Raw genomic sequence first — 16,164 nt, 5'->3', positions numbered from 1 at the left:
CATTTTTACATTGTGCGAGTCACTTCGGTTTGTTCTTGTTGGGTGGAGGAGGAGAGCTGGCATTTTTGGAAGCTGTGTCGTGATGGGGCGGTGTGAAAAGAGCCCACAAGGCGAGTAGCGATTGTGGGCTTGTTGTCACGGGTTATATCAGATGAAGGCCAGGATAGGCGAGATACACAGTAGGATGCCCGTTGCGATAATCATGTATGTCGCAGCCCCCTTGTACTTGTGCAGTGAGGGTACTTTGTACACAAGGTATGCTGGGATCAAGCATCCAACCAAGCCGAATACGGGGCTACAGATGGAAGTGAAAGACAGAATGGGGGCATTCAGGGCAATCGCAGACCATGCTAGCAGGATAATGAAGGTGATGACGCCTTTGTTTACCCATTCCTTGTTGATCTCTTCTTCCTTGTACTTGCGAAGCAAGAGGTTCATTGCCAAACCTTTACACGCTTCGCGGAAAGCAAGAAACACCCCGAAGAATGATGTGACAACAGCAAAGATGTTTATCACGATACCAGCCACTGTCGCCCAGCTGCCTGAATAGTAATGAGCGATAATAGCAAGTGCAGACACGTTCTTGTTCATCGCATCCATGGCTTGCTCTTGGCTGATGGCGAAGGTAAACGAGATAGCGAAGAAGAATACAATCACGAACAGAATGCTGAAGGCGACCTTCATGGCGCGGGTGGCTTTGTAGCGCGCTACTTCAATTGATTTCTCATGAGAGCGGTATGAAATCACCATTGGGCTCAGTGACTGGATAAACAGGATTGAGGTCAGGGTAAACGGCAATGTAATGATGGCATCTTTGAACATTGGCAGGAACTCGCCAACGGCGGGGATATTGCTGAAATCCCAACGAGCGACCAGTAGCAATCCCATCACGGCAACCAGCGATAGTACGGTGACAGCCATGAAGCCGGACAGTTTAAACAGCAGCTTCTCACCTTTGCTGCCAATGAACGATAGCACGCAGATCAAGCCCAGACCGTAGAAGACATTTTCATTCAGGTAGCCTTCTGTTATTCCGAAAGAGTGGAGGTAGGAAGAGCTGTCGTTAGTAACGGCCAGCGAATAGACCAGCACCCAAATCACCAACATGATGAAGTAGAGTACACCGAGGGCGATGCCCCAGTTCTTTCCGAGGTAGCCGGAAATGATTGCCGGGTAATCGGTACATTCTTTTGATTCAGCCAGGGTATTGATAAAGAGTTTTTGGAACAAGTACATGGCAGGATAGCCAATGACAGAAGAGAGGAGAAATACCCAAATGCCCATGATACCGACTTGGACGGGCAAGAATACGATACCTGCCCCGATGGCCATGCCGATACTCATGACGACCCACCCGATATCCACACTGTCGAATTTGATGGCTTGCTTCCACTCCGATTCGGTCATACCTGCTTTTATATGCGGAGGGAGATGTTCGGCGGCACCGGTAAGGGTTTCTGTTTGCGTGTTCATAGCTACTCCATGTAGGGTTATTATTATTACTGCACGGGCTAAGTGATTGATGTAATGGAACTCAAGATTGAAGTGCAGCATCAACCATTTAATCAGCCCATGTTAGTTGAAACTTTTGTGCAGGCATAATAGTGCTAGCTTGTGGAGAAAAACATTCTCACTTTTTGCCAAAATTAAGAAAAACGAGCATCTTTTTTTCTTAATTTGAAGAATGCAGAAATGAATTTTCGGGCTTTGACTTTTGTCATGCAAAGTGTCAATAAAACTAGGCACACTTCAAAAAAAGAATAAAAAAGTCAGTGATTTCATTGGAATTGCTTTTCCATAAAACGTGCCTGAGTTCACGTTCTTCAACATTCTTTATCAGGCTGTCAATAAGGCTGCCAGGGATTGTCATCGATTACTATGAAGCGGGAGGCTATCGATGGCCTCTTTGAGGCGAGAATAGTAGCTTGCTGCTCCGGCTGCTTGAGTCAGTTGTACAGTGAATGGATTCTGGTTGGGTATTGACGTAGTTTTTGCTTGGTGTGGGAACTTTCCCAAATGTTAACGCCGAATGTGATCTGCACGAGTTTTTGGCAACGAAAACCTGCGTAACAAGAGCAATAGCCAAAGCGCTAGGGAATAATATCGGCTTCTATTTTAGCCGGCATTGCCGGATTGATGAGGTGCAGATCCAATCATGGCGTTAACAGAAAAACAGAAGATGATCTCTGGTGAGATGTATCAAGCGTGGGATGAAGAGCTTGTCGCAGACCGCCAAAAAGCAAAGAAGCTTTGCTTCGCGCTGAACCAAACATGCCCTACAGATAAAGACGCTCGCCAGGCGTTAATTAATGAGCTGTTGGGCAAGGAGACCGATGCATGGATAGAGTCGCCGTTTAACTGTGACTATGGTTACAACCTCAAAGTGGGGAAGGGCTTTTATGCCAACCATGGGTGTACCATTTTGGACTGCGCGCCGATTCACATTGGTGACAACTGCTTGTTGGCACCTGGGGTGGTGATTGCGACGGCTGGTCACCCGCTTGACCCGGTCGAGCGAGCTTCTGGCGAGGAGTTTGCCAAGGCGATCACTATCGGTAGTGATGTATGGATTGGGGCCAATGTGACCGTTTGTCCGGGCGTTACCATTGGCGATAACGTTGTTGTCGGTGCCGGGAGTGTGGTAACAAAAGATCTGCCTGCGAATACCGTATGTGTCGGCTCACCGGCAAAGCCGATTCGTACCCTGGCTATCAACGACAAAAAAGCAGAGCTGATTGAGTGATGAAGGCGTGAGTGCGTTCCGCTGTCCGGTGTTGAACACCATGATTAGTACATGAGTTCAATGAGCGGACAGTGGAGCCACTCTGAGATACCAACAGCCAGTGTTGGAAACGTAATCAGCATGCCTGCTATGGACCACACCAGTTTCCGAGTGTTCATACTCATTCCCTAAGATAGTATTCATTAACTAATTAATTGTAATTAATCGACGCAAAAAGTCCTGCACTTTGACAATGATTTACTTTCGTGGACATACCACCATATACAAGTCTCTCTTTGTCTTAGCTATTTGCTTTAATTTCAATTGCCAATCCTAGGCTTTTAAACATCTGCGGATTAGGACTTTTCTTACTCCTGCGCATACAGTCTCAGTTGTGATTCAGTGTATGGCTTTTGAGGCATGACCAGACAACTACACTTTGCAACATGAATCAGTTGTTGGTGTTGGAGGGGGTATGGGTAAACACTTGATTTGGTTGTTGCTGGTAGCCGTTTCTTCATTGGTCGGTTGTCATGATGAAGAAATAACATTCGATGTCACTCTGTCAGGTGCTCAAGAAGTGCCTCCCGTTGGTACTGAAGCAATGGCCTTTGGCGTGGTGACTCTACTGATCGAAAAGAGTCATGATGATGGTTTTTTGAATGTAACGATAAGTGAAGTGTCATCAGGTGACAGAGTCGACGAGCAAGAGAGTATCAACACACCATATAAAAACAATGGTGATGACGGCGATGATGGGACAAACGATGAAGACAGGTTCCTATTGTCAGCTGATATTGACGTCAGTGGCGTTGAGGGTGTGGTTGCCGCCCATATTCACCAAGGAATGATAGGTGAGAATGGGCCGGTGGCCTTTGAGTTTGTCGATAATGGTGATGGTACGATGTCGGTTAAAGACGTTGAGATTACCGCAGAACAAGCCGATATGCTGCTCAATGAAGAGTGGTATATCAATGTGCATACCCAGCAGACGCCATCAGGTGAAGTAAGAGGGCAGATCGTTGATAGCGACACAGCAATATTGGCTTTTGTACTTAGCGGTCGACAAGAAGTACCGGCAGTAGATACTGATGCCTTCGGGAATGGTTATGCGACGGTTAATACCGCCACTAATGCTGTGAACTTGAAAGTGCTGACTACGGGCGTAGAAGATGCGGTTGCTGCCCATATTCATGAGGGAGGGGTTGGTCAGAATGGCGGTGTCGTGGTCGTTCTTGAGCAGAACACCGATGATCCGAATGTGTGGCAAACACCTGACGGGGCTTCACTCGAGGCTGATATTATTGACCTGTTACTAGAGGGCGGTCACTACGTTAATGTTCACACGCCCGGTGTGCCAAGCGGGGAGCTGAGAGGCCAGATTTTCCCAAGCTCGGTGACGCTGTTTGCCTTTGAGCTCGGTGGCGATCAGGAGGTGCCTCCCGTGGAGACTGATGGCTCTGGTGATGGTTACGTCTGGTTTGATGCGCAAACTAACCTGCTTTCTGTTCTTGTTTATACAACTGACTTAGATGATGCCGTGGCCGCCCATGTTCACGAGGGTGAGGCGGGTACTAACGGTGGGGTCGTTGTAAGTTTGGAGCAAGATGGGGCGTCAACTTGGCGAAGCCCTGGTGAGGTTGAGATTGACGATGAAACCGCAGAGAAACTATTGTCGGCAGGCCATTACCTTAATGTTCATACACCGGATGTGCCAAGTGGCGAGGTGCGAGGACAGATACAGTAGGGAAGGCCTTTAGGCCATTGCTTGAACGTTTTGGGGAAATAACAAAGGAGCTGAAAAGCTCCTTTGTTATTGACGATGTGAGTGAGGGACTACTTTTTCTTGGTCAGGATAAATTGCTCATCACTGCTGACCACGATATTGTGCTTGAGGAAGTTCTTGCCCAAAATCATGCTGTACTCGAACCGGCTTCGGTCGCGCAGGTTAACCTTGATTTCTTTTTCCATTCCATCCAAATTCACCGTCATATTCACAACATAACGCGTGCTTGGTTTTTCTCCGGCACGGGCTTTAATCCGCATGGTTTTCACGACTTCACGCGTATAGATCTTCTGGTCACCTTGGTGGTTACTGTAGGTGAAGGTGACCATCTCCTTGCCATTTTCTTCGAAGGTTTTGATGTCGGTGGCATGCATGGAGCTAACATCTGCGCCAGTATCCAGTTTGACCGGGAACTGCATATTGTCCATCTTCAGTTGCTCGATATAACCGGCCTGGCTAGGCGCATGCTTGTCGAGAAGCTGGGTGGTGCGGGTATTGACTAACAAAGCGCCTGGGATCAAATCCGGGCTGATCTCTAGCTTACTGTACGTGCTATCGTCTTGCTCTTGAGTTTCCAGGGCAATGTCACGAAGGAGCAGTGAGGATGGCAGTGAAATTTCAGTCCCGACTATCGGCCGGACTTGATCACCCACCCGTACTTTTCTCTTAAGCGGCTTGTCCAGTTGGTGAGTTTTGCCATTGGTGTCCTTGATGGTGTACTGGATCATCCGACCATACTCGGAGCGACTTTCGTCAATCTGCGAGACTTTCAGCAATGGCGTCTTGATAAGGCCTGAAGGACCGGCGTTGATACTCACCCCGTCGATGTTGATGGTTTCCTCACCGCTGATCATCAATATTGAATCATCTTTGGCGACCGATGAGATAGGAGCTAGGTCCGACTTACCGAGATAGCTAGCCCCTAAATTGACCACGAAATACTGGTTAAGCGCCTCAGTCCCCAAGCGTAACTGGCTCTGGTTCTTCGAGCGATCTTTCAGATAGACCTGAATATATTGCTCTACGTTCCCCACTTTGACCGGCAAATAGACCATTGGCCTTTGTGCATTGCTAAAGCGAAGCATGCGGCTAAGCGGCAGGGTCATCGCTTGGCGGGATTTATCTCGACCTTCAAGAGTGAAGCTTACAGCCTTTTTCTTTTCATCAACCTTAATATCCAGGGCGTGTAAAATACTGTACCGGCTTTCGAAGGTGGTGCTGACATCCAGCGGTACGTTGCCTATGGTTGCTCTTTCCTTACGGCCGATAATGTGGGCGTCAGGTTGCGCTTGAAGATAATTGAACCCGGCATCGACCCAAGCGGTATCACGCAGGAACGTTTTGCCGATCAGGATAGGGTAGGAAAACTTGTCACGGTTTGTCAGGTTGACTTCGGTGCGGACTGTTTGCCCCGCGATGGTCAGGTCGAGCTCAACTACCGGGCGGGCCAAATGACCATCGCCTCGGCTTTTGATCATAGCTAAGCGGAATAGCGGTTTTTCAAGTCGGATCAACTCCCCGGTATAAGGGTGCCTGATGTCAAAGCTGACCATGATATTGGTTTTGTCCTCTCGGTCACGCAGCTGGGTAGTGCCGAGAGCATCGTATTCAACGGCAATAGCATCGAGCAGCTCGTCGCCTTTTAATCCATCGAAGGCCGGTTCATTAGTGGTAATGACAATGTTCTCGGCATGGATAGAAGTTGAATCAGCACCGGTATCAATTTTGGCCGGAACCCCAATGTCACTGAGCGAATCAATAGCAGGAAAATAAACGAGCTCTGTGCGGCCTAAAACCACCTTATTGTCGATTTTGGCACGGCTCTCAACAATGTTTTCATACTGGGTGTTTTGCGCCATGGCGGGAGAGGCGGCAAAGGCTGCCAAGCACAGTGTGGTCAACAGTCGTAGGGAAGTCATAGGTTTCCTGTATCTATTTAGCGAAGGGGGAGTTACTAAGACTAAGTTTACTGTTTAACGGTGATCACGAAGTGGTTTATTGGCAGCAATTCAGCGAAGATTCAGAAATACTGACAGAATCCTTGCAAAACTCTGGTGGAAAAAGGTTTTTAAATCAGTTAGCTGCACAGCTGTCCCCATGTGGAGTGTGAAAACGTGCCACACAGGGACTCGCTATCATCTATTACGGCAGGTTTGCTACACTGTCAGCCAATTGGATCAGCTTGTCGAGAATGCGCTCACCGTCGGCTCGCAGGCCATTGTGCTCGTACTCGTTGGTGATCCAAGCTTTGCTGTTGGGGATACCTTTAAGCGTTTCCAGCGAGTACTGCATCTCTACATACATATCTTCGGCATAGACCGCGCAGGCGACCGGTACGCGATTGTCCGCCAGGGCTTCAACATCATATAAATCATCCCAGTCGGTGCGTTCGGCAAGCAAATTGGCGGCGTCTTTCAGTGGTACCAGGCACTCGAATTGGTCAAACATCCACGGATAAACCATTTCCCCCGTAAATTGGAATTTGCCGCCTGTGTGGTAATTAAACTGTGGGAAATTATCACGTACCCTGTGCGCCGACCAATTAGAGGCCGTGTGCTGGCAATAAATAGACTCATGCAAAATCGCATAGATAGGGTTGGTTTGGTAGCTTTGTTCGGCCAGCATGGCGTTGAGGAAGCTATAGCTGAGGGTTTCCTTGCCGTTAGCCTCGACAAACGCCTCTTCGAGCAGGTAGTACATCGGCACATTGGCACTACTGCGGCCAAGGTTGATCCCTATCATCTGGAACTGCTCGACAGTAAAGCGCTGACCGTTAGGCAAGCGAACGTCGTTATCCAGCAAGTGATCGGCAATCTTTTGGCATTGCGCCTGAGCGGATGGGAACTGGGCAAAGAAGGCATCGTTCTTGTCTTGCACCCGCTGATAGGTCGCCTGGTAAACCTCATCGGCGTGGCGGGTCAGCGAGGGGACACCACCGGTAATATAGGCGCGGCTTAAACTCTGCGGGAAGAAAGAGAGGTACGTCAGCGAGCAAAAGCCGCCGAAGCTTTGGCCTAACGTTGCCCATTGCTGTACCCCTAGCTTCACCCTGATGGTTTCGGCATCACGGACAATGTTGTCAGCGCGGAAAAGGCTCAGGTAGTCGGCTTGCTCGGAAGCTGACAGGTGTGCCAGTGTTTGATGGCTGATAACTGTGCTGTTGCCGGTACCGCGTTGGTCTAGCAGCAAAACGCGGTATTGCTGCAGCGCCCGCTTGAGCCAACCCGAGCGGCTGTCCGGACGAGGCGAAGGGAACCCCGGACCACCCTGGAAATAAACCAACCAAGGAAGCTCCTCGTTTTGGCGGCCAAGATCGACAACCTCACGGGCAAAGACAGAGATTGTTTGTGCATCCGGTTGGCTGTAATCCAGAGGGACTTCGAAAATATGCTGACGGTAGAGTACATCACCATCAATGAAAGAGGTTTGCACAGGTAGCTCCTTTACTGGCGAAAACAGACTGATAAAGCAAAAGCTTATCCTAACACCAATCCTAATACCTTTTCATCTTGCCAGACTCTCAGGCGTAGCTAGGGAGCGTTGACCGGACGGACAATCTGTTCAAATAATCGAGGCTGGTCGAAATGGCGAATGCCGATAAAGGCAATGGCATGGTGGCCCAGCTGGCGTGTCGCCCCCGCAGATGGAATGCCGAATGGCCATAGGTAGGTACTCTCTAGGCGCTCGCTGCTAGGCAGTAATCCCCGATGATCGAAGAGGCTAATCGTATTCTGCTTGTTGGTGGGCAGTTGGCGTAATTGATCATAGTCGATAGGCTTGAGAGCTTGGGTTTGAGCTCCCGTGGCTGGGTCTTGCTCATGCCAATCCACCTGCTTGATCATATGCTCGCCATGTGACAGGGTCACCGACCATGACGGTGGCATTGCGTCATATGAAGGAACGATGCGCTCAAACAGCAAAGGTGTTTCGATATCGGGGGGGGCATTGGCAAAAGTGAAATTTTCGCTCAGGTTGAAAACCATGTGGTAGCAACCGCAGTGGTGGATTGAATCTAACAGCAGGGGCCGGCCACGGTGATCGAGAGTGAGCCTTAGCAATACCCCGTCAAATTGTCCGGCGTAGGGATCAAGCAATGAGGTCGGTGTGCGGTTGGCAAACCAAAGGCTGTAGTTTAGCTGGAGGTATGTCTTGCCATACAGCCGGGTATAACTGTGGTGCAGGTAGATGGCCGGCTGTGAGGTATCGACTGCTGGCTTTTGCTCCAGTGGCAAATAGCGTACGGCTCCCGGGATATTATCCTCGGGCCGAAAGGCTATATCCGAGCTTTGCTCCACGGCAATCAAGGGGGCGTAGTGGAGATGCAGCTGTGAAACCTGGCTGTCGCTCAGCATGGGCCAGTCCAACGTGGAATCAGAAAGGGCACGGTTGAACCATGCTTCTATTTGTGTTTGGTTTATGGTGGTGTTTGCCCTCGGAGTTTGGGTATTTGTCGCGCGGGCTAGCAGGTTTGTTTCGGTCGGCCTCTGCGCTAGCCGGTACTGAACGGTGGGCTGGCTCCGTTCTGGCACGTGGAATCCGAGCAAGATCCTCTTCTTTTCTTTGTCGATGGCTGACTGAGCTAGCTGGCTACTGATCGGGTAGAGACCAAACACGCGGAGCCATGGCTCGTAGCTATCAGCAATGGTGATCTCTTGCTGGACAATTGCTGACCAGACTCGGTCATTGTGTTTTGCCTCTTCGGTGAGCTTGCTTGCGCAGTGATCCAGTACGGGGAGCTCGAAGTGGTTAACAACCAGGTTGTTGAACTCGGCCTGGCGCTGGCGGGCGGCAAGTTGTGCCGTATAGTCGAGCCACTGGCTGCGGTCTTTAACGGTGACGATCCCCGCTAGTTGCGATTGGCTAAAGCGGTCAAAGGCGAGGTAGGGAAATGCCTGATGGCTAACAACTTGTACGTCGGAGACTTGTTGCCGCCTCACCTCTTTTTTGAACGCGGATAAGTGGCTGAGGCAATTTTGCAGACTATGAGAATAAATGGCAGGGTCGGTTGTCGCGCACGCGCCCATGACGACCGCCAATGTGACAACAATGAGTATGCGCATAGCCACCTAAATTCGACTTAGTTTGGTTTTGTTAAAGTCTTAAATTATAGATGCTTTATTGAATTGGTGGTGGGATAAAGCGGGAGCGCTTCGCTCCTGCTTTATATGTGCTCGGCGTCGGTCGCTAACGCGGAGCGACAATTAGCCCAACTGTTCGATAACGTAGTCAAGCGCTCCTGTGATGGCGGCGACTTGCGCGTCATTACACTGCGCTGGTGTTGCACGGTCACTGTCTGGGTAGACTTCCGTTGTGGTGCCATAGGTACAGTCAGTCATACCATTACATAGGCTCAGAGCCTTGAGCGGGTAGTTGATCACGCCTTCTTGCTGAACTGGGCTGCCAATGATGTTGCCATCGGCGTCCGGTGGCGCGATATGGGTCACCTTGCGCACCGAATCAATGATCGCCTTCTGGAAGGCCGGCTGCGGGTTTTCCGTATCGCCTACGGTGTAGAAACCATCGGGTACCCCGTCTTCAATATACAGGTTGCCGTCGCGCGCTTCGCGGGCAGGGCGGAACTCCAGCTCATCGGTATCTGTGGTTTCATGCAGGTCGATGTGCACCAATACTTTACCGTCAAGGCTCGCAACCATTTTCATCAGGTTGGCCGCTTCTTCGGAAGGGCTGTCAGCGTAGAAGGAGCGGTTTGGATCGACGGTGTTCGGGTTCCAGCGGTTGATCACTTCATAGCCCCATGGACTCACGCAAGGGGCAATCACAATATTGAAGCGGTCACTGTATTGCGCAGCTTTGGTTGCAGCGAACTGCAGCGCACCGTGTACCCCACTGGTTTCGTAACCATGCACGCCACCGGTTACCAGCACAACTGGTTTGCTGCTATCCCAGTTGCGGGTTTTGATGGCTAAGAGTGGGTATTTATCGATGTCGTAGCTTAGTGCGCCGTACTGGAAGAGGTCGAAGTCTGTTTCAAGCGCCTGGATTTTAGAGACGACTTCTTGCTGGTATGAGCGCTTGATGGTTGTTTGTGCCAGCCATTGTGCTTTTTCTTCATCGCCCCATGGCTTGCCCGGTGTCCCGATCGGATAGTTGTGTTCGCGTTTCATTAGATTGTCTTTTGTTGTGTGTATTTGTCTTTGTTCAAACAGAGTAATTGACTGTGTATGCCGACGCAATCGTATTCAATGTGCTGATATAATTAGTTGGTTACTATTTTGTGAGCAGATGTGACGAATTGTCGGGGTACTCAGTCATAAATTGTCACCAGTGTGAGAAAACACGATCAAGCTAACTTCATTAATTTCCGCTAAGTCATTATGCTGTAACATAAACTGATGCCGTCGAGAGGAATATTCCGTGAAGCTTAATGATCCCCAATTATTGAAACAGGCCTGCTACGTGGCAGGTAACTGGGTGACCGCGATTGATGATGCCTGTTCACCGGTGACTAACCCTTCAACAGGAGAGTTGATAGCCACAGTGCCTGCGTTGGGCAAACAGGAAACATCATCGGCTATTCATGCGGCCGATAAGGCTCAGGGCGACTGGGCGGCACGAACGGCAAAAGAGCGGGCGACAGTATTGCGCCGCTGGTATGAACTGATTGTCGAAAATACCGAAGATTTGGCAACCATCCTGACCTCTGAGCAAGGGAAACCGCTGGCGGAAGCCAAGGGGGAGATAACTTATGCCGCGAGCTTCGTCGAATGGTATGCCGAAGAAGCGAAACGCGCCTATGGTGAGTTAATACCTAGTCATAAACCAGATGCGCGAATTTTGGTTTCCAAGCAGCCGATTGGTGTGGTCGGGGCTATCACACCATGGAATTTCCCGGCCGCGATGATCACCCGTAAATGTGGTCCTGCCTTTGCTGCGGGTTGTGCGGTGGTACTCAAACCGGCGCCGGATACACCGCTGACGGCGCTGGCGCTGGCTGAGTTGGCCGGTAGAGCCGGGATCCCTGCCGGTTTGTTTAGCGTGATCACGGGTGATGCGGTAGCCATTGGCGGTGCGCTGACCGAAAGCCCGACAGTGAAGAAAATTTCGTTTACCGGTTCAACGGGTGTCGGCAAGCTCTTGATGTCACAGTCGGCTGATACGGTGAAGAAGTTAGCCTTAGAACTGGGTGGCAACGCCCCGTTCATTGTGTGCGATGATGCTGATCTCGACAAAGCCATCGATGGCGTCATGATTGCCAAATTCCGCAATGCCGGGCAAACCTGCATTTGCGCCAACCGTATTTATGTCCATAACAGTATCTATGACGAATTCGCAGCCAAGTTGGTCGACAGGGTCAAAGCTCTGAAAGTCGCTGATGGCTTTGAGCCCGGCGCGAACCTTGGGCCTCTGATCAATGCTGCCGCGGTCGAGAAAGTTCAAGCTCATGTCGACGATGCGCAGGCCAAGGGGGCTAAGCTCGCCTATGGTGAGCCCCAGCCAGAAGGTACCCATTTCTTCCCGCCGCAGGTATTGACGGAAATGGATGACACCATGCGGATTGCCACGGAAGAAACTTTTGGTCCGGTTGCAGCCTTGTTCCGCTTCAGTGACGACGCTGATGTGATCCGTCGGGCCAACCACACCAGCTCGGGGCTGGCGGCCTATGCCTATACCCAATCACTGTCCCGTGCTTTTAAATTCAGCGAAGCACTGGAGTATGGGATGGTTGGTATCAATGAAGGCTTGATCTCCACTGAGGCCGCGCCTTTTGGTGGGGTTAAAGAGTCAGGCCTGGGCCGTGAAGGCGCAAGGCAAGGAATGGAAGATTTTCTGGAGACTAAATATACCCTAATGGGCGGTTTGTAGCTGAGTTAACTCCGATTAGGTGTTTAACAATTCAAGAGAATTTTTTAAACTTGCATGCATGACGAAACATTTCTTTCCTGCTTGCATGAAAGTAGAGATGGATTACAAGGCTCAGCCTGAGGAACAACCAATGACTAAAGCAAAAATCGGCATCGTGACTGTTAGCGACCGCGCCAGCGCAGGTGTTTATGAAGATATCTCTGGACAGGCGATTATCGATACATTGAATGACTACCTGACCTCGGAGTGGGAGCCAGTATACGAAGTTATTCCTGATGAGCAGGATGTGATTGAAGCGACGCTGATCAAAATGGCCGATGAGCAAGACTGCAGCCTGATTGTAACTACAGGCGGTACCGGTCCGGCTAAGCGTGACGTGACCCCAGAAGCTACTGAAGCGGTATGTGATCGCATGATGCCGGGCTTTGGTGAGCTGATGCGCGCTGAGTCGTTGAAGTTTGTACCGACCGCAATTCTGTCGCGCCAGACGGCTGGCCTTCGTGGCGATAGCTTGATTGTTAACCTGCCGGGTAAACCAAAATCGATTCGTGAATGTCTGGATGCCGTGTTCCCAGCTATTCCTTACTGTATCGATCTGATGGAAGGGCCATACCTCGAGTGTAACGAAGAGGTGATGAAGCCTTTCCGTCCGAAGAAAAAGTAAAGAACACTCAGTAGCTTGATTGATAAAACGCCGACGTGATTTGTCGGCGTTTTTGTATGTAATATTGGGTATTCGGCTAACAATGTTTCTTGCTCCGTACTCCTTCTATTGAATCACCCAGACTTATTTAAGGTAAACCACACTTCAGTAACGACTTCGCTGGTGACACCATCTTGTTCGGTAATCATCCGGTTTCCACCGATCCTTATGCGCTCGCCATCAGACAAAGGTAATCGCGTTGACAGTTTCTGGACTGAGCGGTTAAATCCCATTGTCTCGTCATTTGCAAATATTACGGAGGTGTCAAGAAAGACAGTATAATCTTTGTCAGGTATATCCGAACGTGTCACGAATATTGTGCTGTTATCTGCACCGTCATCCCCCAGTTTAAAGGTGGCAGAATCTTCCATGTTGATTACAAAAGTACTTCTTTGTTCATGACCGTGACCGACTCTGACTGGCTCAATAATGGCTTGGAACAGCGGGTTTTCTGATGCATCTATAGTCATAAAGTCATCGGCAATAACTGGACATGTAAAGGTCAACAGGCCTGTGATTAGAAAAAGTATCTTGTTCATCGATAACTAGCTCCCTCCAGCTAAATAACAGGTTGTAATATGCATGCTAACACATGGCCGTTGGGAAATGGGCCGAAGTGGAGGGATATTAGGCCAAGCAACACAAAACTACTGGCAGCGATCATAGGACAAAGGGTTCAGACTCCGATCCCTTTGTCAGCCCCTCGGTCGATTAACTATCAGTAGCAACCTTTTGCTTGATGCTGCCTTTAACTGGGCGGGCAAGTAATGTTCGTTTGAGCAGAGCAATTGAAAAATGTTCATTGCGATTCCAGGGCAACAGTGAAACAAGACGCGCCATGGCGCAGTATCCAAATAGTACCTGGGCCCAAGTGCCTATCGTCGGGATCCAATATATCCAAGCCAGCCCCTCGAACTGTGCCAACAATAGCAACGACAAGTACCAGAATCGAACCTGTATCGGAAATGCGGTAATACTCCGTTTGTTGATGACAAAGTGGAGTAGATGAATGACGGTCAGGCCTATAGCAAACACAAATCCCATCGGATCGGTGATTACTCCGTAGCTAAGCAGTACAGCCGTTATCAGCCAGTATCTCCAGCCTGTATCATTCAGCTCTATCATGAACATCTGCCACTTCTCCATTTACTTTGCTAAATTAGATTTTGCTTATTTAGTTGATGCTATATTAGTTATACCTTGTTGACAATGATTGATGTCACTTTTATCTGAATGGCTGCTTTTAAAAGGATAAAGGGGGGAGGTGCTATACCCAAGTTACTTCAAGGTGCTGGATTCAGAGGGTCATCGGCCTATTCAATCCAAGGCGAAGGTTTGTAGGAATGGCATTCCCTTTCAAAAAGCTTCAACGCAGGAGTGGGTGGGCTGATACCCTCCCGTAGGGCGAGTTTTCTAAACTTGTATACGTCGTTATTGTTTTTCGATTTAGAGCCACTAGATCTTTAAAACAATGCCTTGTATACAAGCTTATAAATTCTCGCTGAACCTGCATCTTGAAGTAGCTTGGGTATAGGCATCATTGAGTTTCCCTAAGGCCGCAGTGCTCAGTGTTTCTCGTTAGTAAGCGTCTTTGTGGGTATCACAAAGTCAGTTGTAAGTCGGGGAGCTGTGCAGTTTGAGATTAAGAGCTAACACAGTTCATGTCCAAAAAGTGAGTTAAACAACGACTTTAAGATTGGACTTATATGAATAAAATCATATGCTTTCAAACAAGAAAAAGACTCCCTCGGCTTTGCCAAGGGAGTCTGAATTAATCGTTATAGATAAGGGGTATTTGGTCTATTATGCCTTTTTGGCTTCCAGTTTATTTTTGGAAGTACCAACTCGAGAGAACAGGAAGTACCCAAGTGACGCGACAAGAATTGAATCTAAAGAAGGGATGCCTGTTAAAGTGAACCAGCCGTTGACAGTGCAAAAGCCAACCAACGAACCCAGCCCCCAGGCAATAAACGTGGATGGCTTAATTGCAGGGTCGTTTTCCAGACTTGCTTCGTCGTAGCCTTTACGGCGATTGATAAAGTAGTCAGCAATGTAGATCCCAGAAATCGGTGGGGTTGCAATGCCAAGGAATAACAGGAATGGAATAAACCATGCCAGGATATCCATACTACCGACCATAGTAGCAAGAATACCTAGCACTACAGTGATCTTCCATTTAGGGTACTGGGAGAATAGAGTCGAAACGACAAGCGTGCCTTGGAACATGTTGCCGGCATTACCCGTGATGCAGGCGAAAACCAACAGAATAGCAGCGGGTAGGGTTGTGCCGATTACAGCCATTGCTGCCAACAGTGAGCCTTCCGAGGTCATAGAGCCTGGAACTGCACCGACTAAGAACAATACCGGGTAAGCCAAACCAAACGTAAGGGTACCAGCGAGCACGGCATGTTTACGGTTGTGGACGAAGCTACCAAAGTCTGGTGAAGTAGCGACCAGAACAATAATGGTACCCACCACAGAGGATACCGCGGCACCGAAGCTTAAACTGCTGAGTTTCTCTGCCACAGGAACTGAACTGTTAAGTGCCAAGTATAAGATCACAAACATTAGCAGGGCGATGATTGGCACGGCAAACTTCGACACTTTACCCAGTGCTTCGAAACCAAATGCGGTAGAAGCGACGAAGATAACACAGCCAAATGCAACGATAACAGGGACCGGTAGTTCAAGGTTGAGCTGGGTAGCAAGAAGATCATGCACGCTATGTCCAAACATATTGGCAGTCACTGCTATCCAGCCAAAGAGGCTGATGGCCATGATAATATTGATGGCCGTTGCCCCTTTGCTGCCAAAGGAGTATTTCACGATACCGTAGGTGGGTAAGCGTGCTTTTTCACCGATTGATATGTTGATCACAGCGAGCACGGTTAAGATAATACTGCCCACGGTGATCACAGCAGCCGCTGTGCCTAATGTTAGCTGGCTGCCCAAGCTCGAGGAAGCCAGCAAAACCGGTGTAACAAGTATTCCGAGCAGGATCATTGCAATTTGGAAGCCGGAGGCAGTATTGGATAAATCCGTTTTATTTCTACTACTCATATGATTACGCCTTTCGTTCACGAATTAATTCGGTTTAAGATGTTCATGGGCAATAACGTTCTGATTTGA

Annotated in this window: 12 protein-coding genes; 4 read left to right on the top strand and 8 right to left on the bottom strand. The window is 49.3% G+C overall.

Features of this window, described 5'->3' with window-relative positions:
* Positions 1-147 precede the first annotated feature (147 nt).
* Entirely contained in the window at positions 148-1,407 is a 1,260-nt protein-coding gene (locus tag PTW35_RS24665; protein ID WP_231580636.1) for an amino acid permease, read from the bottom strand.
* 748 nt (positions 1,408-2,155) lie between these two features.
* Between PTW35_RS24665 and PTW35_RS24660 the strand changes: the two genes are divergently transcribed.
* Complete coding sequence (locus PTW35_RS24660; protein WP_281027889.1) at positions 2,156-2,743, top strand: sugar O-acetyltransferase; 588 nt, start codon at positions 2,156-2,158, stop codon at positions 2,741-2,743.
* A gap of 454 nt (positions 2,744-3,197) precedes the next feature.
* Positions 3,198-4,469, top strand: coding sequence for a CHRD domain-containing protein (locus PTW35_RS24655; RefSeq protein WP_281027888.1), 1,272 nt, complete (start codon positions 3,198-3,200; stop codon positions 4,467-4,469).
* Between the two features lie 89 nt (positions 4,470-4,558).
* Here PTW35_RS24655 and PTW35_RS24650 read toward each other — a convergent pair whose 3' ends face one another.
* From PTW35_RS24650 to PTW35_RS24635, 4 genes are all read right to left on the bottom strand, one after another.
* Positions 4,559-6,427: a RimK/LysX family protein gene (locus PTW35_RS24650; protein WP_281027887.1), complete on the bottom strand. Its 1,869-nt coding sequence runs from the start codon at positions 6,425-6,427 to the stop codon at positions 4,559-4,561.
* Between the two features lie 223 nt (positions 6,428-6,650).
* Complete coding sequence (locus PTW35_RS24645) at positions 6,651-7,940, bottom strand: alpha/beta fold hydrolase (protein WP_281027886.1); 1,290 nt, start codon at positions 7,938-7,940, stop codon at positions 6,651-6,653.
* A 98-nt stretch (positions 7,941-8,038) separates the two neighbouring features.
* The gene (locus PTW35_RS24640; protein ID WP_281027885.1) at positions 8,039-9,568 is read right to left on the bottom strand and encodes a hypothetical protein; all 1,530 of its coding nucleotides are present in this window, start codon (positions 9,566-9,568) and stop codon (positions 8,039-8,041) included.
* 141 nt (positions 9,569-9,709) lie between these two features.
* Positions 9,710-10,633, bottom strand: a complete 924-nt coding sequence (locus PTW35_RS24635; protein ID WP_281027884.1) for a M14 family metallocarboxypeptidase — start codon at positions 10,631-10,633, stop codon at positions 9,710-9,712.
* A 292-nt stretch (positions 10,634-10,925) separates the two neighbouring features.
* Here PTW35_RS24635 and PTW35_RS24630 point away from each other — a divergent pair, with 292 nt between their 5' ends.
* On the top strand, positions 10,926-12,332 hold the full coding sequence (locus tag PTW35_RS24630) for an NAD-dependent succinate-semialdehyde dehydrogenase (RefSeq protein ID WP_281029140.1): 1,407 nt from the start codon (positions 10,926-10,928) through the stop codon (positions 12,330-12,332).
* Positions 12,333-12,462: 130 nt separating this feature from the next.
* On the top strand, positions 12,463-12,996 hold the full coding sequence (gene mog, locus PTW35_RS24625; protein ID WP_107297108.1) for a molybdopterin adenylyltransferase: 534 nt from the start codon (positions 12,463-12,465) through the stop codon (positions 12,994-12,996).
* Positions 12,997-13,109: 113 nt separating this feature from the next.
* Here mog and PTW35_RS24620 read toward each other — a convergent pair whose 3' ends face one another.
* The 3 genes from PTW35_RS24620 to PTW35_RS24610 form a co-directional block, all read right to left on the bottom strand.
* On the bottom strand, positions 13,110-13,574 hold the full coding sequence (locus PTW35_RS24620) for a hypothetical protein (protein ID WP_281027883.1): 465 nt from the start codon (positions 13,572-13,574) through the stop codon (positions 13,110-13,112).
* A 172-nt stretch (positions 13,575-13,746) separates the two neighbouring features.
* Positions 13,747-14,181 (bottom strand): hypothetical protein, encoded by a 435-nt coding sequence (locus PTW35_RS24615; protein WP_281027882.1) that lies wholly within the window; start codon positions 14,179-14,181, stop codon positions 13,747-13,749.
* 657 nt (positions 14,182-14,838) lie between these two features.
* Positions 14,839-16,095 carry a cytosine permease gene (locus tag PTW35_RS24610; protein ID WP_281027881.1) on the bottom strand — a complete coding sequence of 419 codons (1,257 nt, stop codon included), beginning with the start codon at positions 16,093-16,095 and terminating at the stop codon, positions 14,839-14,841.
* Positions 16,096-16,164: the final 69 nt, after the last annotated feature.

It is taken from the genome of Photobacterium sp. DA100 (assembly GCF_029223585.1).
Lineage (GTDB): Bacteria > Pseudomonadota > Gammaproteobacteria > Enterobacterales > Vibrionaceae > Photobacterium.
This window is presented reverse-complemented; position numbering and strand designations above follow the sequence as displayed.